Source organism: Robertmurraya sp. FSL R5-0851 (assembly GCF_038002965.1).
GTDB classification, from domain to species: domain Bacteria; phylum Bacillota; class Bacilli; order Bacillales; family Cytobacillaceae; genus Robertmurraya_A; species Robertmurraya_A beringensis.
The window spans coordinates 4,473,313-4,495,073 of sequence record NZ_JBBOOE010000001.1; the positions used below are offsets into that span (position 1 = coordinate 4,473,313).

Genomic DNA, 21,761 nt, shown 5'->3' on the forward strand with positions numbered 1-21,761 from the left:
AATTTCGGCCCCTCCATTTTTACTGAGGGGCCATTTTAGTTATTCTGTTTGAAACACTCGTTTTACCTTTTCAACGACTACCTTTGAACCGCCTCTACCTTCCACATTTTCAATCATCATTGCAACAAGTAGAGTTGGGTTGTCAGTGTTATAGGCTACGAACCAGCCATTTTCTTTGCCAGCTTCGTTTTGTTTTTCTTTAAATTCTGCTGTTCCTGTTTTCCCTGCTAGCGGGTAACCATCTATCTTGGCAGCATTTGCTGTTCCTCTTGGATTCTCAACTACTTGCTTTAGTGCTTCATTTAATTTTGTTACATTTTCTTGGTCAAGAAGATTTGACTTCCATACCTGACTATCTTCGTCATCTAGTAAAAGAGTTGGCTTGATCATATTTCCGTTGTTTACTAGCATGGTGTATGTGCTAGCTAGATGAAGGACACTCATTTCGACTTGTCCTTGTCCATAGCCTGAGTCCGCTAGTGTCACTTCGGAGCCCATGTCTCCATAGGTGGATGTTTCTAATGGGAATAGGAATTCCGATTCTTCTTCAAATCCAAATGCTTTTAATCCTTGTTCAAATTGATCTTTCCCTAGGTCTAGTGAGGTTTGAGCAAAGTACACATTATCCGAGTAAAGAAGCGCTTCAGCTAAATTGACTGGTGCATTCGGATCGGTCACTCTTGTGACATAATAACTTCCCCATGAGGAATCCTTTTGCCACTGCTTCCCACTCAATTGCATGGTTTTTTCCCAATCTGTTGTTCCTGCTTGAAGGGCAATGGCTGCTGTAATTGGCTTTATGACAGATCCAGGCGCATAATTTGCTTTAAAACGATTGAGCAATGGCTGTTTTGGATCTTCCTCTAGTGCTTTCCAATCAGCTGCTGTTCCTCCAAGGGATAGTTTGTTAGGGTCAAAGCTCGGACTACTCACAAGTGCGAGTGTTTCTCCTGTTGTTGGATGAATGGCCGAACCCATTCCCGCCTCTCCTTGGAGTTCGATATACATATCCTTTTGAACGGCCCCATCAATCGTTAGCTTTATATTTTCGCCTTCTTTGACAGGCTTTTCAGCTAGAACCGTTTCTGTTCCATCTTCTTTTTGAATCAAAATCTGTACTCCTGATTCCCCTTTAAGACGTTTTTCCAGAACCTGTTCCAGTCCTCTTTTACCGATTACATCATTCGCTGAGTATTTGCCTGGATCTTGTTTTTCCAATTCTTCAGCTGTGATCGATCCAACATAGCCAATCAGGTGGGCAGCTGCTTCACCGAATGGATACACGCGAGCTTCGACAGTTTTTCTCTGAACACCGGGTATTTGGCCAAGCTGCGCTCTGAGCTCCGTATCATTTTCAGAGATCGTTTTTAGCGGTACAAAATAATCTGGTTGAACCCAGCTTGCATTCAAAGCTTTTTCTATGCTTTCTGTCGTCATACCGAGAACTACTGCAAGTTGTTCAATAACTGCTGCTTCCTGTCCTTCAATGTCTTTTGGAACTACTCCCATCTCAAGTGCTGTCCCTGTTGTTGCTAACTCAAGTCCGTTTCTATCTAGAATGTCTCCTCGCTTGGGTGCCGTTGTGTTAATCCCAACCTTATCACCTTCTGTTAGATCAGGAAATATATATGTAGTATCCCAGTTAAGGTACCAGTTTGTATTATCTTCTCGCTCTTCCTTTGTTAACCGAGCATCTTGTTCAAAGGAGATCTCACCGGCTATGCTAACCATACTAACCGAAAAAGGAAGACTTGCTTCTGTGACCTTTTTGTCACGTTCCTTTTCTTCGGTTGGCTTTTCATAAGAAACTTTTAAGTTGGTGATGCCGAGGTCATTGTATATTTTTTGATACCTCTCAACAAACTCATTCTTCTTAATGCTCTCCTTCGCTTCAGCCGAAAGATAGCTGTACATCTCCTCAAACTTTTGATCATTCCAAAGCTTTACATACGTTACAAAACGATCCTCTGGCTGTGGCTCTTTATTACAGCTCGTCAGGACAAATAGTACTATTATGGCTATGAGCCATATTGACTTCTTCATGATTCTCCTCCTTTAAACCTCATTGTTCTATTTTACCATATTCCTGTAAATTTCACTTATAAATCCGCGCTTGTCTAGTTTGTGAACACCCTTTGAAAGGGAAAAGAACACTATAAAAAAGAAGAGGTGAAATGAATGGTCAAAATATTTATTGATCCTGGACATGGTGGGTCTGATTCTGGAGCTGTTGGTAATGGAATTCAAGAAAAGAATGTAACGCTGCAAATCGGTCTAAGAATGAGAGACATTCTTGAAAGAGAGTATTCAAATGTGTCGGTAAGAATGAGTCGTACGGGAGATACAACTGTATCATTGAATCAAAGATCAAATGCTGCTAATTCATGGGGTGCAGACTTTCTCTATTCGGTTCATGTGAACTCAGGTGGAGGAATGGGCTACGAAGATTATATTTACAGTCGCTTATCTAGCAGTTCTCGTACTGCTCAAATGCAACGGACCATACACTCGGAAATTATAGCTAGAAACAATATGAATGACCGAGGCATGAAAAAAGCTGATTTCCATATGCTTCGTGAAACCAATATGGATGCTGTACTAACAGAGAACGGGTTCATTGATAATGCCGGTGATGCGGCAAAAATGAAGGATCCAGCTTGGATTGAGCAAGTAGCTAGAGGTCATGTGGTTGGCTTGGAAAGAATCTATAATCTGACAAGAAACGGGAATGCTCCAGCAGCCTCTACTCCTGCTGCGGCACCAGCACCCTCACCAGCCCCTTCTACTTCAACTGGCAGAACAATAAATCTACCAGCATCAGCAAATACTTGGAGAATCTATCGAGTAAATGATGCACCTGTTAGGACAAATGCCATCGGTCAACTGAGACCATCTAAGTTTGGTGGACTGTCGTATCAAATTGTGGCCAACGGAAATGAACCGGACACCTATATCATTGATACCGCTGACTTTGGAAGAGTGAAAATTTATGGACATCCTAGCACGGGTGCCGTTATTAGATAGTCTGAGTTGCCTCGAATGGTTCGGGGCTATTTTTTTGGGGAAAGCTTAGCTTTCCCCTTCATTTAACTAACAAATCCCTTTAATGCTGTTTTCAATGCCTTCCTCTTACCCATTTCCTTGAAATCTTTTTTCTTTAGTTTCTTTGGCTGAAGTGAGGTATAGAACTTTGTTTTGTTTATAAGCGTGTTCGCATTGAGAACCACTTTTTCCCCCTCTTCAGCATTTGCTTTGACTTCTTTTACATGGTTGAGTTGTAGTCCCGTTTCAATCTGGCGTCTTTCAATCGTACCGTTTGCCATCATCACATACATGTATGATTTTGCTTGTTTTTCTTTGATAGCATTTGTTGTTACAGTAAGGGCATCTGTAACTTCATTTGTGATTATTTTCAGGTCAACGTTTGAACCAAGGGGAATCTGTGGTTGCTCGTTCAGTTGAATCTGGTATTTGTACTCTGTTTCTTTCCCTTCCTTTGGCTCGTTCTTTGGAAGAGTTGATATGCTTGCGATTATTCCTTCTATTTTGTCTTTTTGTAGTTTAGAAGTTACAAACACCTTCATTCCCTCATCAATAGTAGCAACTTCTTTTTCCTGCAGTGTCGCTTCTACCAGTATGTCATTAGATGTGATCGTAACAAGTGGATTATTTAAATCATGACGAATTTCCTTGACAGTACCAGAAATTTTGCTGTTTATGGTAAGACTCGATAAGTTTCCATCAAAACTCGCTAGTGTTGTTTCTTGCTTGTTAAGTTCCGCCTCCAGCCTACTTAACTGTAGTTCCTTTTCATAAATTTCAATTTCTAATGAGTTCGCCATAATCTTGTTAGAGGATTGATTCTCCTCGGTCGTTGAACTCTCTATGTCACTTAATAAATTATCTAAACTGTCAATATTGTCTTCTAGTGCTGTAATTTCATCCTCTAGCTTTGATATTTCTAACTCTTTTTGAGAAATTGCCGCATCAATATTGACAGATGAAAGCTCTAAAATAGGTGTATTCTCTTCAACTTGTTCCCCCTCTTTTACTAGAAAGGCTTCAAAATCACCTGTGTTCTCTTCGTAATAAATATATTCCTCTTCAACTGGTTTCGTTAAACCTTTGTCTGTTTTTGATTCTACTAAGTTCTGCTCCTTGATGGTTGTCCATGAATCCACGTAGCTAAGCCTCTTGATGTCACTATCCTTTTTGTATATTAGATAGAAATTGCCGATCATGAATAGAGCGCCAACTAGGATGACTGTCCACTTTTTCCAGTTCATAAATCTAGCAACTCCTTTATAGTATTTTTTCAAAGTCAATGTAGGCAAATAGCGCAAGTGCTAGCCAGATAAAGACATTTGTTGCGATGACAATTGCTAGTACGATTCGGTTGTTTAGCTCAATTATGTTTTTCACGTATGTATACTGAAGAAAAATGACCCATATTTGAAAGAAAGTTATTTGGGCTAAAAACAGGATTATATATTGATAATCTGTTATATATTGAGCAATGATTCCTAAAGAGTAGGGAAGTGAAACCGCATCAAGACCGAGATAGAAATGAAACGGTATACTGATCGCTTTCTCAAGTAAAATGATGGTCGTGACGATCAGCTGGATATTCACTAGTTTGATATAGTAGCTGTCTGAACAGAGCCAGAAGACAAGTGCAGGGATAAAGATAAAGAGAAGGGTACCGAGAACCCCTATAAGTACTTGGCCAGCAGCAAAGAGAAGCTTTGTTGCTTCGTACTCTGAACTGGTTAGCTGATAGATTTGTTTTGATAAGCCCTCGCTCCCTATACCTAGGTATGCACTAATTGAATAGAGTAGGAAACTAGCAAAGGTAAGGATGATCGTATACTTCCATGTTCCTTCCATCTTTTCTGCTTTTGTTAACTGGTGTCCGATGATGTATGGGTCTTTTAATCCACGGAACAACTGTACACGATAGATCATGTTTTCCCTCCAATATTTGCCATATACTTTGATAATCTTACAATTTATTTTACTTGATTTGATATATTTTGGAAACGGAATCGACAAAAAAAGACCACTTCCGACTTGGAGGTGGCAAATCCCCTGTTAAGGTAATATTCCGTGTCCATTCCACACGTACAAAATGTGGTAATTTGTCCACGAAGGGTGCCAGACACCCTTCGTGGACAGTTGTTTTCTTTTTTGGTGGTGTCGGTCACCCCATTATCTTGGGTTGGTACCCCAATCTAGTAGCTTTTGTTTGAGTTCGTCTTCCATTTGTGCGAGTTCGTGTTCGGCTTGACGGCGCTTGACGCGACCTTCTTGTTGAATGCGTATGGTTTCCTCAAGCGTTTGAATGAGGTTTTCTTGTGTTTTCTTAAGTGTCTCAATATCGACTAAGCCACGTTCATTTTCTTTTGCTGTTTCGATTGTATTTGTTTTTAGCATTTCTGCGTTTTTGAGAAGGAGTTCATTTGTTGTTTTCGAGACTTGCTTTTGAGCTTCAACCGCATTTCGTTGACGGATTAGTGTCAGTGCAATCGCTACTTGGTTTTTCCATAGTGGGATTGCTGTCATAATGGATGATTGAATTTTTTCAATCAGTGCTTGGTTGGTGTTTTGGATCAAGCGAATTTGTGGTGCACTTTGTACGGTTATTTCACGGCTTAGCTTCAGGTCGTAAATACGCTTGTCTAGACGGTCCGCAAACTGCATCATGTCGTTGACTTCCTGGAATGCCATTTGATCTTGAGTCTGTTCAGCTTTTTGCTTAAGCTTTGGAATGGTTGCTTGATTGAGTTCATCAAGTTTTAATTCCCCGGCTGCAATATACACGTTTAGTGCGTGGAAATACTCCTTGTTGTGCTCGTATAGCTTTTCGAGAAACACCACATCGCTCATTAATGTGTTTTTCGAGCGCTCTAGCTTTACACTGATTCGATCAATCTGCGCACCTGTTTTTTGGTATTTCGAGAGCACCTCTTGTAGCGAGTTTTGGATTTTCCCAAACATCCTTGAGAACATCGAGCGTTTCTCCGGCTTTAGTTCGTCTGGGTTTACCTCATTAAATTTCTTCATCAGGTCAGAGAGAATCTCCCCTACTTCCCCAATGTCTTCTTTTTTAACATGCTCGATCATCGAGTTCGAGAAAGTCATTAGCTTAGACTGTGCTTGTGTTCCGTACGTGATGATTGCTTGATGATTTTTCGGGTCAATTTGTTGCGCCAGCTGGAATGCCTTTTCCCTGTTCTCCGGTGGGATCACATCAATTAGCTTTAACGGCTTATCCGATTGTTGTGTAGCTAGGATTGGTTGGTCCTGTGCTGAAATCGGATCAGCAAATGGGTTTCCGAGCAAATCGTCTAACATATTGCTGCTAGATGCTGCTCGCTGCAATTGCGGCTCTGTGTTACGATCTGTCATTTAATTCTCCTACTTTCTTCATTCGGGTCTAGATTCTTCGGTTTGAGGGTAATCTTCTTTACCACATCAAGCTCAAAGTTGAGTTTATCTATATCATTCGATAGCACTTGGTTTAAATCCTCTTCAATTACGTTTGAAAGGTCACGTAGAGCAATTTTTGTATCTTGAAGAGAAATAAGTAATTCCGAGTTCTTTTTTGGTTGGCTAGATAGAAAGGCATATTTTTCTGCAAGCTCCACCATTGAATCTAAGTGTGAATAATAGAATGGCTCTGCTTGATAAAAGCGCTTTGGTTCTTTTTTAGTAATGGAGTAGATCTTATTTGCTACTCGAAGTGTATCAAGCTGTTGCTTAAAAGCAGCGACGTCTCTTACTTGGAAGAATGCTTTTCTCAAACGTTGGAGCTTTGGCTTTGCTTCTTTTAGGTTCTTTCTAATGTATACATACTCTTTACGTGAGATGTTATATTTCTTGAATGTTTTTGCCTTTACGATTCCATTAGCAATTATATAAGTAAGGATACCAGCTACAACTGAGATTCCTGATGCTGCAAGAAAGCCATTGTTCAAAGCGAAAAAGCTAATTAGCCATGTCAAAATGGAAGCTGGAATGGAAACAAAGGTAAAAATAAGCAATGCAATTAAGAAGTTCACTGTAATCGACTCCTGACCTCTCGAAATTTCTATGTTAAGTAATACGAACCAATTGTAAAAAAAGTTTCAAGTTTGCGTGAATCTAGTTTTTGACCAATTAAATTTCTCTATAACCAATATAACCGAAATTGACCATATTCAAAATGGACTTCCTTTGTATTTACATCTAGGTCTCAAGACTGAGAACCTGGAGAAACCGGGTGACAGACACCCTCCGTGGACACTTTTGGGTGTTTTGTCTTTTTAGGGTGTCTGTCACCGCTCGTGGACACTTCCCCATATTTGTCCGTGTGGAATGGACAGCTAGTTCTCTATACTTTACTTTCTTAAATACAAAAAAGCCCTTCAAATAAATTAAATAGAAGGGCTTCTTACATTTATTATGAATCTCTTGCAATTTTACTCTTGTACCAGACTGTTTGAAATCATCTAAAGTTAGCGGCCTCTTCTCTTGTTAATAATTTGTTATAGTGGCCAGCTTTATCAAGGAAGTATTTACATTCTCTATAGTTTTGTTGCGAAGTATCAAAGGGACCAATTAAAAAGACAATTGAGCCGTCTGCACCCCTTTTACAATCAAAGTTATGACCTGTTGTAAATAGGTAAGTGTGTACATCCTGTAAGGGTTGATGAGCAAAGCCTCCGGTATATATATATCTAATTACTCCAGGTGTTGCTGTTGTTTGGGGTAGAGATTGAACTCGAGATTTCTTAGAGAGTTTATAAACTTTTTCTAATCCAACTGCATGCCCTCTGGCTACAGACTCGATCCATGCAGTACTCTTCATTTTTGCAGCATCACTCGGATTATCAATAAAGCCATTTTCAGTAAGTACTGCATCCATATTGGTTTCACGAAGCATATGGAAATCGGCTTTCTTCATGCCTCTGTCGTTCATATTGTTTCTTGCGATAATTTCCGAGTGAATTGTCCGTTGCATTTGAGCAGTACGAGAACTACTAGATAGGCCTCTGTATATATAGTCCTCATAACCTGTGCCACCACCAGAGTTAATATGGATTGAGTAAAGAAAATCTGCTCCCCATTGGTTGGCCATGTTCGTTCTTTGATTTAAGGTAAGAGTTTCATCTCCAGACCTACTCATCCTAACAGATACACCATCATATTCATTTATTAGAATCTCTCTTAATTTATTGGAGATTTGTAGAGTAATATTTTTTTCTTGAATACCATTTCCTACCGCACCCGGATCTGTTCCACCATGACCTGGATCAATAAAAATCTTCACCATATATATCACCTCAACAGTTTATTGTTTACTTTTCCCTTGCTTGGTGTGAAAGTAAACTAGGCAAATGCGGATTATATTACCTTTAAATATATACGGTATTTTGGCGATAACTTGTCCTATTTGTCTGACTTTGTAGAAGTATTGTTTGTTTAATTACAAATGATAGGTGGTAAATAAAGAGTACTTGATACCTAGGTTGAAGTGACAAATACAAAGGAGTGGTCTTATGAAGATTAAGGTCAAAAGCTGGAAAATGCTTACTGCTCAAGACAAGATCTTTATTTTAAAAGCCATTAGCTTTCGGTCACAGGCAATGACTTCAAGTAATACCTCAGCTTAATTAACCAGCTATTTTCCTTATGACATTTACTCACTATGCTAGTTAGCCTGTAAATATTCCACCTTTTCAGCAATATTTTGTGAACTTTATTAACATGTGTCCCACTACATGAATATACATACTATTGAAAGGAGGGATTTATGTTGAATAGTTATCCTTTATTATTCTTAGCTGCTATGCTTGCTGGTTTTGGATTGTTACGCGTTCCTGTAAGCGGTTTCTTGGCGCCTCTTGATCCACTAATCGATGGCATTGGAGTTTTAACTGTCCTTATTTTTGCTTTAGCTCTTATCTATCATGGATTGATGTTTTTAGCAGGAAAGAAAAAATTTTAATAATATTTCTAACCAGACTCAATTCAAATTGGGTCTGGTTTTTAGTTTTCACATGGAAAAAGTATTCATAATTCCTCCATTTGGAATTAAAATGGAATAGTACATAATTTACAGGAGGATGATGGGGTTGTTCAAAAAAATAGCTGCTGATGCATTAGGTTTATCGGATATTGGAAAAATTATTGAACCAAAGGATTTTGACAAGACAGATGCTGACGATTACGTCATGCATGAGGACAATGAAAGAATTTACTTCTTGATCAAGACAAAGGCGGATGAATATTGCTTTACGAATTTGGCATTAATTCATGTGGATGGTCAAAGTGCTGCTTCCTCTAAGCGCACATTGTATCGTTACCCCTATTCTCAACACAAGATCTCGAACGTAACATTAGAAACTGCCGGAAAGCTTGATATGGATGTGGAGATTAAGTTCCGATTAGGCGATGTTCAATTTGATATTGATGTTCAAAAGGATCAAATTGAAAAGCTTAAGGATTTGTATAAGGCTTTACTACGAATCTCTGAGACTACTTATGAGAATTCGGTTGTAACTAACTTAGCAAACGAGAGTCTAGAGAAGGCTGTTGCAATTCTACAAAACTCTCGTACAGAGGAACTAAAGCTTTCCGAACAGTACAAAGAGTTAACTGAGTTTGGCTTTAATTGGCTAACTTCGATTCGTGAGCAGTATCATGAGAAAGACTTTGGTGATGTGTTTGAGAAGTATATTAATAACTAAATTTCACAAAAGAAAGAGGAGACTCATTGAGCCTCCTCTTTCTTCCTTATTTCAATAGTGATTGAACCACAGCATCTGATACAGCTTGGTTTCCACCAAGAATCGTTAATCTTTGAATATTATATTGATCCATTAAAGTTTGTGTAGCGGTAGGTACTTTGTTTTTTTCAACCAAAAGCAAATTGGCATTTTTCTTTGCCGCCAACACAGATCCTGTGAGTGCATCAGGATATGCCCAACCATCAGTCATAAATATTTCTGTTGGTTGCAAATTAAACTCTTTAATTAGACTCACTGCTGTTTCATACCTAGTTTCTCCACCAATTCGTTTTGAGGCAGGCACACCATTTGATACATTGTCCGATATTACGCTTTTCCCACCTATGACATACGTTTTTGTTATACCATTTAGAGCTTGTCTCGTATCGCCTGGTAAAGTATTTGTATCGGTTAAAAGAATAGGATAACCATTTTTCGCAGCTATCGTAGCTGCTGATAAAGCATCTGGAAAGTTATAACCGTATACAATCATGGCTGTTTTAGACGGATTACTTATTTTCTCTGCGATTTTGCGAGCTGTCTCATATCGTGTGCTACCAGCAATTCTCTCAACCTTAAGGCCCATTTTAATCAGTTGATCCTCTACTGCCTTTCCAACGGCTTCGATCCCACCTAATATGACTACTTTTTCAGCTTTTAGTCGTTGAATCTCCCTTTTGGTGGCATCGGAAAGCTGGCTCTTTTGAGTCAGTAAGATCGGTGAGTTGCTCTGATAAGCCAAAGGTGAACCTGCTAATGCATCTGGAAATGCATCTCCGCGAGCAAGATACACAGTTTTTGCCACTAACCAACCTTCCTTTGAGATTCTTTCAGCTGTTTCATAGCGAGTAGCACCACCTAATCTTGTATAGCTAGGAAGAAATGCCTCGTTAGTCTCAGTAAACTTACCTGAATGAGCCACCCATTTCGCCATCCATGCCCAAGCTGCATGGTGAGCAATCCACTCTTCTTTCCCTTGATAGTTGTCCTCGCTGTTATTGCTATACGTGTGTCCATCTGAATGGCGACTTTGCATTTCTAATACTTTTTGTGCATGTAGAGGCTCCCAATAGTCTCCACCTTTGTTTAACGAATCATCATAACCAAATACATTGGCGAAAATATCCAATGTAGCAAAGTTCATTCTGCGTCCAGTACCCCAATCATTACCTTGAGGGAAATAGATATCGGAAGAACCTTCTCTATAAATGGTTCCTCCTAGTATTTCATAGGGCGGACTCGAGAAATTCTTTTCTACAAGACCTTTATATACTAAATCAGAGTTAAAAAAAGCAGCTTCAGGTGTAGGCATATTAGCTAATGTATATTGTAAAGCTGAAGTATTATTAAAAGCGATAAACTCCATATAATCAGGATGTATAAATCCATGATTTATCACGGTACCATCTTCATTTATATTGCTTCCTTTTACCCAGTCTTTCACGGCCTTTCCATTTATGACCGTGTTATTATTGCTATCTAACGGTGTAGAAGCTGAAGTAACCATCAACTCGATATTTTTATTCATCCAGATATTCCAGTTGGGATGATTGGGCATCATAGCTGTGGCCAATTGCAAAATTTGGGCATTCCACGCATTTTCTTCCGCTTTCGTATCCCCTGGAGATAAGATTATTCCATCGATTGTATTCATATAAGGAACCACATAGTCATTAAAACGATTCGCCTCATATTCAACCATTTTCCGAACATATTCACGGTCAGTACCTGATAGGTTATCCCAAATGAGCCATGCAGAAAAACCTGAAAAATAAGCCCAGTGTGCCGACTGCCACTCGTCACCCCAACCGCCAGTTGTATTTGCTTTATGACGATAGGCAAGGGATGATACTAATTTTACAGTTTTCCCTTGTGCTTCTGTTTCAGAAATATTGGTAACCCCTGAATCATAAAGATCGAATGCTAATGAAGTTGCTAATCCAAGTGACATAGCAGCTGGGTGCCGAATCTCATTCTCTGATTTGCCTCCAAAGTTTAAATAAGACCCTGTTTGCTCGTCAAAATTCTTAGAGGTGCTCCACCAGGTGGTTAATCCATACTGGTTGGTATTTAATAAGATTTGTTGGATTCGTTGAGAATTTTCATCAGCAGGATTGCCATTAGTAAAAGAACTCCAATTGATGGGAATAACACCTGTATTACTAGATGCCTCTGTTTTATTTATTGGAAAAAGTGAGATCAAAATAGTTAAGGAAATTAAGACACGTAAAAAATTCAATGGATTTACACTCTCTTTCTTATTTATTCACTGTGTATTATTGTAATTGAATTCAAGAATCATTAAAAGAGAGAAGGTATACCAGTTGACATGTTCAACAATGGAAAGAAGCCGTGCACCATTGTAGCGGGCTACTTATCGTCTATAAAACTCATTCATCAAAACTAATGGTTTCTAAAGTGATTGCCTCTGTTTCCGGAGGATTTGACCACCAATTAATTCCATTGCATTTTACCAATATATTTTCTCCCTTATCTACATGGGACAACATATCGCTATTGTTTACCTTTACAGTAATGTTTTTTGAATTGTGGCTGGTTGCCCCGACAAGTTCAACATCTACGCTTTTTTTTCCTCGATCAGTAACGTACCCCTCCAAGTATACTTCCTCTGGACTTGAACAAGCAGTTAAACTTAAGCAAAATAATATGAAGACTATAAATCTCATCATTTCGACACCTCATAATATTAGACGAAATAGTTATTATTTGGTTTCTATTATCAAGTCTAAATATTATGGTTTTTCCTGATTTTTGTAAATATTTTTTAAATAAATAATTTACATAAATAAAAACGGAGAGTTAGATATCCTCCGTTCATTTCTTTTTGGCATAAATTATATACCGTTCAGGAGCATCCCCAATATACCCAAACGGATAACAAGTGGTAAGGATAAGCTCCTCTTCCTTTTCCTGTAACGTAATAATGCTTGTGTCGTCAGCATCAACGATTTTTGTATTCACAATCTCATAGGCTAGATTTCCATACGGCATTTTCATGACGAGCTCATCACCAAGCTCGAGCTCCCCTGCACGTTTGAAGACCGTATCACGGTGACCTGATAAAACAATTTGTCCTCCTTGCCCTGGAAAAAATGAGCCTTTATAGTGACCTACACCTTTTTCGAGCTCGTCCGGTTCTGTGCCTTCAACAATCGCTAACTCTGATTCTATTTTTGGAAGCGAGAGTAACCCTACTACTTCCCCAGTAATAGGGTTGAAGTTTTCATCGTCAATTTTTTCTGATGAAGCTTTTTCCACTATTCCTTTAGCTTCTTCCAGCGATTTGTCTGCTTGTATATTTGAATGCCAAATCTGATAACCTGCATATCCAGTGATCCCTAGTCCTAAGAGAATGAAAAGATAAATGATATACTTAATTCTGCCAAACCCCCTTAATGAATTTCAACTTCATTATAGCAACCTATTGAAAAAAAAGGGAAATCTCTCAATTAGAGATTACCCAGCTTGTAGAGAAGTTTCTTAAAACGCCTTATGTGCCAGCATAAGTGCTCCAACAATCCCTGCATCATCCCCGAGACCTGGCCGAACAATGTAGCTTGTAAGGTCCGGTAATGAAACATAACCATTTATAAGCTCTGGTAAATATTTATAGATGGAAGTGTATACTTGTTCTTGATGACTTACGCCTCCTCCAAGGATAATTTTCTTCGGAGAAAGAATCAAAATGTATTGCATAATCGATTGGGCCAGATAATACCCTTCCAAATCCCATACTTCAATCCGATCAACCAATTCGGCACCTTTTGCCCCCCATCGCTCCTCTATTGCCGGACCAGATGCTAGACCCTCTAAACAATCTTGGTGGTACGGACACTTCCCCTGATACGGGTCATTCGGATGGCGTCGCACCAGAATATGACCCATTTCAGGATGAGAAATCCCCTGAAGCAGTTGCCCCTGAACAATCGCTCCAGCCCCAATGCCTGTCCCGACCGTTATATACAAACAGCTATCCAGCCCTTTTGCCGCACCAAAGGTCGCCTCCCCTAATGCAGCAGCATTGACATCGGTATTAAATCCAACAGGAACATGGAACGCATCCTTCAAGGCTTGGACAAACGGGTAATTCTTCCAACCCGATTTAGGTGTGGATGTGATATAACCATAAGTTGGGCTGTCCTGGTTGACATCAATCGGACCGAACGAGCCAATTCCGATTGCATCCACCTGAAATTTCCGGAAAAACTCAATAACCTTAGGAATGGTTTCCTCTGGAACAGTGGTAGGAATCTGAATTCTCTCGATAATATTCCCTTTCTCATCTCCTACAGCACAAACAAACTTAGTTCCACCGGCTTCGATAGCAGCTAACATACTATTCCTCCCAATTTCGTTTTTTAACCTATAGCTCTTATGTGAAAGCGTATCACATAAGCATTAACATTTGCTAAAAATTCTGATGTTGAATTAACAAAGCAACAAGGTACTCAATTTTTTTCTTCACCAAGCCAAAGTATCCTCAAGCTTCCCACTTAAGTGAAAAGGGAATCCCTCAAATCGAGGGACCCCCTTACTCTTAAAATCTAGTTTCTTTTCAATCTACCTCTTTTGCTAACTCCCAACAGGGTCACCCCCATAAAGAGTAGAGCCACTCCTAGCAACAATACGTTAAATAGATTAGTTGCTGTATTCGGCAATGCCTTTCCTGTTTTCGTCGCTGACGCTACCTTAGTTACATCTTTATTAAAAACCGCAAACTTACTAAAGTGGGTTGTTGGTACACTTACCTGCCCGTTTTTGTACTCGGAACCCGGAACAAGCTCCCATCTATCCGCCTCTTCATTATAATAGTAGACTTCTAGACCTTCTGGGTTAGACTGTTTTCCTACATTAAAGGTGATCGTGATTGGTGAACTGAACTTCGTGTACTTTTTGCCCTTTTCATCGTAAATGTTAAAATCGTACACTTCACTTACTGCACCATCGACCTTTTTCATTTGCTTCATTTCGATCTTTACTGCACCGTTTGGAAGAATGGAAGCTGGGATGGTTAGCAAGGCTTCCCCATTCGCAAACACGATCTTTGCCCCTTTTTCCTTGAGCGCTTTAATTTGTTCAGCAGTAAAGCTTACTGTTGCATTCTTTTCTTTCACTTCAACAGTAATTGTACCGTTTTGAACTACCTGTGTAACTTCAGCGTCTGTAACCGTTGCAACTCCGTTTTTCACTGTTGGCTTTGTTACTAGGTTGTTTTGGCCTGGGTTGTTTGGCTTTCCAGGGTTGCCAGGAACATTTGGGTTTCCTGGGTTATTCGGATTGCCTGGATTGTTTCCACTTTTACCTGGGTTACCCGGTGTTCCTGGATTATTTCCTCCATTACCTGGATTGCCCGGTATTCCCGGATTATTGCCTCCATTTCCAGGGTTTCCTGGATTATTTCCACCATCACCCGGATTCTCACCATCATCAGGATCTCCTGGATCTTCCCCGTCGCCATCCCCCGGCTCCCCAGTAGATGCAGCCTCAGCTAAAATAAACGTTCCACCCGCATCACGAGCTGCAAGATTCACTGCAACATCCTTCGCATCAGAAACCGTATAGCTCACTCCACTATACTCATCCACAAGCACCGTGCCTGGCTCAAAGTCCACTGCAAAAGTGACCTTCGTGGCTTCCGTTGCTGTGTTCAATCCAACATATACTTTCTTTCCAAGGTACTCACGCTTCGTGATGGAGTACTTCTCCTCGTTTCCACCAGCAACCATCATTCGGGTCCCTTTCGAGAAGATTTTCGAGTAGTCACCACGAATATTTAGTAGCTTGGCATAATGGTCATGCAGCTTAACCGCTGTTTCGTCTCCACTTTCAAGCTTTTCCCATGGCATTCCGTCACGGTTTTGTGCAAATGCTGATACGACGCCATTGCTAGATTCCCAGCTTGATTTGCCGGAGTTGCCAAGCTCTTCTCCGTAGTAAATCACTGGTTGACCTTTAGATGTAATTTGCAGGGCTGCTGCGACCATTAGCTTGCCAACATCGCCACCCACATACTCGGACAAGAAGCCGTCCTGGTCATGCGAGCTTAAGAATTGTCCAAGTGTTGACGTGTTGTCGATATGAGCATCGCGCTCGGTTAAATATGACTCAACCCCGCTAATGTCTCCATTCACAAAGTTCTTTGCTTTTTCTTTAAAATCAAAGTCCAACAACGAGTCCATTTGTCCAGAGCGTAGGTAGCCACCGTCATTCGTGACGCTTGCTCCCCAATATTCGCCGATCATTTTGAAGCTCGGTCTGATTTCGGTTAGCGCGTTTTTAAACGCCATCCAAGTAGTTTCTTCGACGTGCTTCACGGTGTCGACACGGAAGTAGTCAATCGTTTCTCCGCTATCTGTTCTTGCTTTTTCCAACCAAGCGGTTTGCCATTCAATGATTTTGGCACGAACGGCTGGGTCTTCGGTTCTGAAGTCAGGAAGTCCGTCTAGTTCTCCGCGAACGGTTGGGTCCTCCATTTCAGTACGAAGCATATCCTTTAACACTGCTTGCTCTTCAGCCGTTGGTAGACCTGCTTCTCCCTGCCAGTTCGGTTCGATGGAATCCATTCCGTAACCAGCGTGGTTTAACACGACGTCCACCATAATTTTGATGCCTTTGTCGTGCGCTTTTTCAATTAGCTTTTTGAATGTTTCCATGTCACCGAGGCTTTCATCTAGAGATGTAAAGTCCTTTGCCCAGTAGCCATGGTAAGCGTATTGCTTTGCATCTAAGCCTTCGGTTGTTGTAAAATCGACACCCTTATTAAAGTCGATATTATCAACGATTGGTGAAATCCAGATGGTGTTGATGCCTAAGTCATCTAAGTAATCCAAGTTATCAATGATACCTTGGAAGTCCCCGCCATGGTACGCCTCACTATGTTCTGGGTCGTAACCAACCGGGTTATTGCTTGAATCTCCATCCTTGAAACGGTCGGTGAGCATAAAGTAAATTCGTGCTTCATCCCAATCAAAGTCAAGATCTCCTTGGTATGTGCGTGGTGCAACTTCCACCGCTACCGTTTGATTGTGACGGTTTCCGAATTCGTCCACCGCGGTTACGGTCAGATTCTTGATTCCTGCAGCAACCGAATCCTTCACTCCGATGGTGACTGCTTGAAGCTGCGGGTCAATCATGAGCTTGGATTTTCCACCCAATGGCGCCAAATCCACGTACATTTCTTTAAAAGTAACCTCTTCTTCCGTTGTCACGTTGATTTTTAAAACGGCATTTTCGTTATGCTGTATTTTCACTGGTGAGACTTGACCTTCTATGGTCACCTTTGGCACGGTATACACAATGACCGACTTGCCATCAACCGTGTTTTTCGGATCGGTCACTTCAGTTGTTTCGCCGTCCTTTGTCACAAGGAAGCTGTACTCGTAGGTGCCTGGGTCGAGGTTTTTCAACGTATAGTAGAAGTACTCATTCTTCTCGTCATACGTCATCACATATTCCTGCGCTCCGACTTTCACCTTCACTCCTTCAATCGTGTGCAACATGTCGTTTTGGTACAGCTCTTCATCACGATAGTAGAACGTTACATTTCCATCTTCTAAAATGGGTCCTTTGACTGCTGGTACAACGGTTTGACCTGCGACACCTGTGACCACCGTTACCTTTGTAATCACTTCATCACGGTCGATTTTCACCACATGGTCGTCACTGTCCGGTGAAATTTTCGCAGTTGCCCAGTCCGTTCCTTTTCGGATGAGGAAGCCGATGGACTCCGTTGTTGGTGCGATTTCAATATTGGCAATCGCTGTGTCCCCGTTGATTTCCGTAAAGTCGATTTGATCGTTCTTCACGCCTGTATTCCATACCCAGATATTCCAGTCCGTGAAGTCCTTGTCTGGTCTTACGTATTTTACGCGCACATAACGTTTCACGTTTTTCTTTACCGTTAATGCAAGGGTTGCTTCTGCGTCGCCTGCTTTTGCTTTGATCGTTGCGGTTCCTGGCTTTAGGCCTGATACCTTGCCCGTTCCATCCACGATGGCTATTGCTTCATCAGACGATGTCCATGTAACCTTTGCCCCAAGCATTTCTTGGTTGAACTGGTCACGAACGAGCGCGGATAGCTGAGCCGTGTAGGTTTCATAGACGGATTTATCACCTGAGATTGTGATCGTCTTCGGTGCGAGTGTGGCCACCGTGACTTCAATTTCCGCCTTCACCTCACCCACTGCGGCAACAATCGTTGCTGTCCCATTTTTCACAGAGGAGACTTTCCCGCCATCCACCTTTGCTACTTCTGGATTGGAAGATGTCCATGTGATGTTTTGGTCGAGCATGATGCGGCCCTTTTGGTCTTTCACATAAGCCGTAATTGTTTTCGTTGTGCCTGGGTTGATCGCAAAGCTGGTTGTGCTCGTTTCAATGCTTGTGACCGTTGGTGTGTATTCACCTTCCGCCTCATCGTACAGCACCATCATCGATAATGGAGCGACGGTTGCTGTTGCACCATTAATCGTGCGAAGTGTTTCGACACCGGCTGCTTGGTCGTCGACTACCACATTCCAGGACGTGCTGGATGGAAGGCTAACTTCCTTCGCTGCGTTGTTTGCATTGTAAATGACGACGATGTTTTTCCAAGAATCGTTGTTCGCATAGTTTTTCAACTGGAATGCGACGATATTGTCGTCAGTTTTGTACACTTGCAGATTTTGCTCAATTGCTGCTTTTGTGTTCATTTTAAACGCTGGATGCGCTTTACGTAGCTCAATCAAGCCTTGGTAATAATCGAACACTGGCTTGTATTGGTCCTTCAGCTCCCAACGAATTTGGTTGATGCTGTCTGGACTCTTATAGCTATTGTGGTTACCGTATTTACTTCTCAGCATTTCTTCCCCTGCATGGAGGAATGGAATCCCTTGTGATGTAAGCACGATGCCATTCGCTAGTAGGCTGCGTTTGACCCATTCGTTTTGCAGTGCGTTGTCTTCCGTGATGATCGCGTGAGGATCGGTCGTGATATCTTGATTTGCGACCTTCATCATTTTATCCCATAGGTTCAAATTGTCATGCGCGGTCACGTAGTTAATGCTTTCGGATGGACGGTTCGTAAAGTCGGTGATCGAACCGATGACACCCTTTGCAACGTCGGCTTCCTTCCCGGTTGCGCCTGTCGCGAAACCTGTGGATGCATCATCGCTTCCGCCTTTAATGGCGCCACGGATATTGTCGTTAAATACCGCGTAACCTTGGTCTTTCTGCGTTCCTTTGAAGTTTTGTAAGGAAGCATCTAAGCTTGTCGATCCTCCTGTCCATGGTTCGCCATAAATCAGAATGCTTGGATCAACCTCTTCCTTCAGCTCCTTCGTTAATTCGCTCATTGTTTGACGGTCGATTAAGCCCATCAAGTCAAAGCGGAAGCCGTCAACTCCATATTCGGATGCCCAATATTTCACGGAGTCTTTGATGTACTTACGAACCATCGGACGTTCGGAAGCGACTTCATTTCCTGTGCCCGAACCGTTCGTAATTTTCCCCGCATCGTCCGTACGGTAGTAGTAGCCTGGTACGATTTTGTCAAACGGTGAACCGCCAGAAAGCTGGGTCGATTCAGGGATATAGGTGTGATTGTACACGACGTCCATCACGACGCGAATGCCTTTGTCGTGCATGGCTTGAACCATTTCCTTGAACTCCGTCACGCGTGACGTTGGGTCCGCCGGGTCGGTGGCGTACGATCCTTCTGGTACGTTGAAGTGGATCGGGTCATAGCCCCAGTTGAACTTCGGGTCAGTGGAGTTCGGGTCATCGACGGTTCGCTCGTTCACGGAACCGAAGTCATAGACTGGCAGCAAGTGAACGTGAGTCACTCCCAATTCTTTTAGTGAGTCTAAGCCGGTTTTAACGCCATTTGGCCCCGTCGTGCTCGACTCGGTAAATGCCTTGTACTTCCCTTTATTAGTCATGCCTGAATTTTCATCTATGGAAAAATCGCGCACGTGCAGCTCGTATAAAATTGCATCGGTTGGCGACACAAACGCTGGTTTGACTTCCGGATTAAACCCGGTTGGGTCCGTATCATCCAAGTTGATGATCGCGGTCCGTTGGCCGTTTGGCGAAATGGAGCGGGCATACGGGTCAACCGCATAGTTGGTTGTTCCGTCTGCGAACTCGACTTTGTACATATAGTATTTTCCGTTTTGATCACCGTTTAGGGTGAGTGACCACACGCCGTTGGAGGCACGAGTCATGGCGGTTTCGTTGCCGTTTGTATGGTCAGTGACGAACGCCCCTTCGTAAGTGCCTTGGTCGCTATAGATGGCGACGCTTACTTTTTGAGCAGTTGGAGCCCATAGCTTGAACGTGGTTTCTGATGGTGAGTACGTGTACCCTAGATCTTTTCCATCATAGTAAAATTGGTCATCGTTTAAAACGTTTCGCATCGTTACCTTTGTAGGTTGGTAACCGGTTGCGTTGACTTGGTATTGCTTTCTTACGTCGATTTGTGAAGGGTCTGTGATTGTTAGCTTCACTTTTGTATCGCTAAGCTTCGTTGTGGTTGTTGCGATTTCTTGGTTCGCTTCGACATCTGTTAGTGTGAACGTAGTGTCATCTGACAGCTTTTTGTTTACGGACACGGTGATGCTGTTTTTAGCATCCATTAATGCCGCTTGAACAGCTGCGGTTAAGTCTGGCTTGGTGTAGCTCACTTCGGTTTGGTCTTGAGTGAGCCAAACTTCAACAGAGTCACCTTCTTTGATCTCGATTTTTCTTTGAACATCTTGTGTTGTCCAGTCCCCTGTTCTTGTGATGATGTTAATGGAGCTGGATGAGAATTCGTATGTTGCTTGGGCAAATCCGTCTTTTGTTGTGGTGAATGGATAAGCCGCTCCTTCTTTTCCGTCTTCCCAAATCCACATATCCCAATTGTTTTGGGCACCGTCAAATCGGTAGTAGTTGATGGTATAAGAATAAGTAGTGCTAAGAATTTGAATCGTTTTTTCTGCCGTTTTTCCGTCGAGTGACGCTTGGACGGTGATGCTGTCGTTCGGTTGAACGGAGTACGTGTCAGCAATCGTTAAACTGTTGTTGGATAACGTAATCCCGTCTCTACCATCCTTCAGGCTCCATTGAGGAGTCACGTCAGACTGTTCTCCCTTTTCGTTAAGTACTTTCGCAGTGAGAGTGACCGTTTGGCCCTTTTTCGTTGTGGCTGGTGCGTTGATGATTAGACCCGGTGCATGGACGACGGAGTTTCCGTTCGCTTGGTTCGGGTTGCTGGGGTCGGTGATCCAGTTGCTTTCCCCAATAATAAATTTGTACTCGTATGTTCCTGGCGCAAGCTCTGTGGTGAGCTGCCACACACCTTCCGCGTTTTTGGTCATTTCTTTTGCGTTGTCTGCCCAGCTCGTAAAGCTGCCTGCGACACGCACGCGGTCTGCCTCACCTAAGTACTGGAACGTGACCGTGCCATCGTCGTTGATGACCGGGCTTGAGGCTGTCACTGGTGGCGGTCCAATAAGGAAAGTGGAGTTATCCCCCGCTTTCGGGTTCGTATTTAATGGGTCTGCCGTGCTTTGATCCCAGCTTTTGTTGTTTAGTAGAAACTTATATTCATAGTTTCCTTCCGCTAGGGTTGGTAATGTTGCGGTAAACACACCGTTTTCTAAGGTCATTGGGGTCGCTGTCTCAAGCGTCCAGTTATTATGGGTACCAATGACATACGCGGCCGTTTCCCCTGTGCTTACATAGTTAAATGTAACGCTGTTGTCTTCATGGATGATCGGGCTCGCTGGAGTGCTTTCAGCATTTGCTCTCGTATACAATCCACTTCCTGAAACTAGCTGAAGTAGAAGAGCAAAAACCATCACTATCGAAAATGCCCTCATGTTCTTCCTACTCAATCGCTTCTCCTCCTATTCTGTTTTACGGGTGGTGCTGACTAGCTGTGAACCTTGGTGATGTTTGTTGAATGTGATACTTTATGTAGCTTCATGTTGCAATGGGGGGGTGTAGGTT

14 protein-coding genes are annotated in these 21,761 nt (G+C 42.0%); 3 read left to right on the forward strand and 11 right to left on the reverse strand.

The window, feature by feature from the left end:
* Positions 1-39 precede the first annotated feature (39 nt).
* Complete coding sequence (locus tag MKX65_RS22855) at positions 40-2,043, reverse strand: penicillin-binding transpeptidase domain-containing protein (RefSeq protein WP_340905807.1); 2,004 nt, start codon at positions 2,041-2,043, stop codon at positions 40-42.
* A gap of 135 nt (positions 2,044-2,178) precedes the next feature.
* On the opposite strand from MKX65_RS22855, the gene MKX65_RS22860 reads away from it, so the two are divergent.
* Positions 2,179-3,024 (forward strand): N-acetylmuramoyl-L-alanine amidase family protein, encoded by an 846-nt coding sequence (locus MKX65_RS22860; protein ID WP_340905809.1) that lies wholly within the window; start codon positions 2,179-2,181, stop codon positions 3,022-3,024.
* 62 nt (positions 3,025-3,086) lie between these two features.
* Here the strand turns inward: MKX65_RS22860 and MKX65_RS22865 are convergent, their stop codons facing one another.
* The 5 genes from MKX65_RS22865 to MKX65_RS22885 form a co-directional block, all read right to left on the reverse strand.
* Positions 3,087-4,286, reverse strand: a complete 1,200-nt coding sequence (locus tag MKX65_RS22865) for an efflux RND transporter periplasmic adaptor subunit (RefSeq protein WP_340905811.1) — start codon at positions 4,284-4,286, stop codon at positions 3,087-3,089.
* A 16-nt stretch (positions 4,287-4,302) separates the two neighbouring features.
* On the reverse strand, positions 4,303-4,965 hold the full coding sequence (locus MKX65_RS22870; protein WP_340905813.1) for a hypothetical protein: 663 nt from the start codon (positions 4,963-4,965) through the stop codon (positions 4,303-4,305).
* A 243-nt stretch (positions 4,966-5,208) separates the two neighbouring features.
* Positions 5,209-6,408 (reverse strand): toxic anion resistance protein, encoded by a 1,200-nt coding sequence (locus MKX65_RS22875; protein ID WP_340905815.1) that lies wholly within the window; start codon positions 6,406-6,408, stop codon positions 5,209-5,211.
* Positions 6,405-7,061: a 5-bromo-4-chloroindolyl phosphate hydrolysis family protein gene (locus MKX65_RS22880; RefSeq protein ID WP_340905817.1), complete on the reverse strand. Its 657-nt coding sequence runs from the start codon at positions 7,059-7,061 to the stop codon at positions 6,405-6,407. Before MKX65_RS22880 ends, MKX65_RS22875 begins: the two co-directional genes overlap by 4 nt.
* A 425-nt stretch (positions 7,062-7,486) precedes the next feature.
* A complete protein-coding gene (locus MKX65_RS22885) occupies positions 7,487-8,314 on the reverse strand; it encodes an N-acetylmuramoyl-L-alanine amidase family protein (protein WP_340905819.1) in 828 nt (275 codons plus the stop codon).
* Between the two features lie 480 nt (positions 8,315-8,794).
* On the opposite strand from MKX65_RS22885, the gene MKX65_RS22890 reads away from it, so the two are divergent.
* Together MKX65_RS22890 and MKX65_RS22895 are read left to right on the forward strand one after the other, a co-directional pair.
* The gene (locus MKX65_RS22890) at positions 8,795-8,989 is read left to right on the forward strand and encodes a hypothetical protein (RefSeq protein WP_160545808.1); all 195 of its coding nucleotides are present in this window, start codon (positions 8,795-8,797) and stop codon (positions 8,987-8,989) included.
* Positions 8,990-9,116: 127 nt separating this feature from the next.
* Positions 9,117-9,731: a PH domain-containing protein gene (locus MKX65_RS22895; protein WP_340905822.1), complete on the forward strand. Its 615-nt coding sequence runs from the start codon at positions 9,117-9,119 to the stop codon at positions 9,729-9,731.
* Positions 9,732-9,777: 46 nt separating this feature from the next.
* Here MKX65_RS22895 and MKX65_RS22900 read toward each other — a convergent pair whose 3' ends face one another.
* The 5 genes from MKX65_RS22900 to pulA all read right to left on the reverse strand — a co-directional run bounded on the left by MKX65_RS22900 (position 9,778) and on the right by pulA (position 21,646).
* The gene (locus tag MKX65_RS22900; protein WP_340905824.1) at positions 9,778-12,009 is read right to left on the reverse strand and encodes a cell wall-binding repeat-containing protein; all 2,232 of its coding nucleotides are present in this window, start codon (positions 12,007-12,009) and stop codon (positions 9,778-9,780) included.
* Positions 12,010-12,160: 151 nt separating this feature from the next.
* The gene (locus tag MKX65_RS22905; protein ID WP_340905826.1) at positions 12,161-12,460 is read right to left on the reverse strand and encodes a hypothetical protein; all 300 of its coding nucleotides are present in this window, start codon (positions 12,458-12,460) and stop codon (positions 12,161-12,163) included.
* Between the two features lie 145 nt (positions 12,461-12,605).
* Positions 12,606-13,169 carry a class D sortase gene (locus MKX65_RS22910; protein ID WP_340906370.1) on the reverse strand — a complete coding sequence of 188 codons (564 nt, stop codon included), beginning with the start codon at positions 13,167-13,169 and terminating at the stop codon, positions 12,606-12,608.
* Positions 13,170-13,271: 102 nt separating this feature from the next.
* On the reverse strand, positions 13,272-14,126 hold the full coding sequence (locus tag MKX65_RS22915; RefSeq protein ID WP_340905828.1) for an ROK family protein: 855 nt from the start codon (positions 14,124-14,126) through the stop codon (positions 13,272-13,274).
* 209 nt (positions 14,127-14,335) lie between these two features.
* The gene (pulA, locus tag MKX65_RS22920; RefSeq protein ID WP_340905830.1) at positions 14,336-21,646 is read right to left on the reverse strand and encodes a type I pullulanase; all 7,311 of its coding nucleotides are present in this window, start codon (positions 21,644-21,646) and stop codon (positions 14,336-14,338) included.
* Positions 21,647-21,761 lie beyond the last annotated feature (115 nt).

Bases quoted from the DNA above. Each gene is read 5' to 3' on its own strand.
- MKX65_RS22860 (WP_340905809.1), top strand. From the start codon at position 2,179: ATGGTCAAAATATTTATTGATCCTGGACATGGTGGGTCTGATTCTGGA.
- MKX65_RS22875 (WP_340905815.1), bottom strand. From the start codon at position 6,408: ATGACAGATCGTAACACAGAGCCGCAATTGCAGCGAGCAGCATCTAGC.
- MKX65_RS22885 (WP_340905819.1), bottom strand. From the start codon at position 8,314: ATGGTGAAGATTTTTATTGATCCAGGTCATGGTGGAACAGATCCGGGT.
- MKX65_RS22865 (WP_340905811.1), bottom strand. From the start codon at position 4,286: ATGAACTGGAAAAAGTGGACAGTCATCCTAGTTGGCGCTCTATTCATG.
- MKX65_RS22855 (WP_340905807.1), bottom strand. From the start codon at position 2,043: ATGAAGAAGTCAATATGGCTCATAGCCATAATAGTACTATTTGTCCTG.
- MKX65_RS22915 (WP_340905828.1), bottom strand. From the start codon at position 14,126: ATGTTAGCTGCTATCGAAGCCGGTGGAACTAAGTTTGTTTGTGCTGTA.
- MKX65_RS22890 (WP_160545808.1), top strand. From the start codon at position 8,795: ATGTTGAATAGTTATCCTTTATTATTCTTAGCTGCTATGCTTGCTGGT.
- MKX65_RS22905 (WP_340905826.1), bottom strand. From the start codon at position 12,460: ATGATGAGATTTATAGTCTTCATATTATTTTGCTTAAGTTTAACTGCT.
- MKX65_RS22870 (WP_340905813.1), bottom strand. From the start codon at position 4,965: ATGATCTATCGTGTACAGTTGTTCCGTGGATTAAAAGACCCATACATC.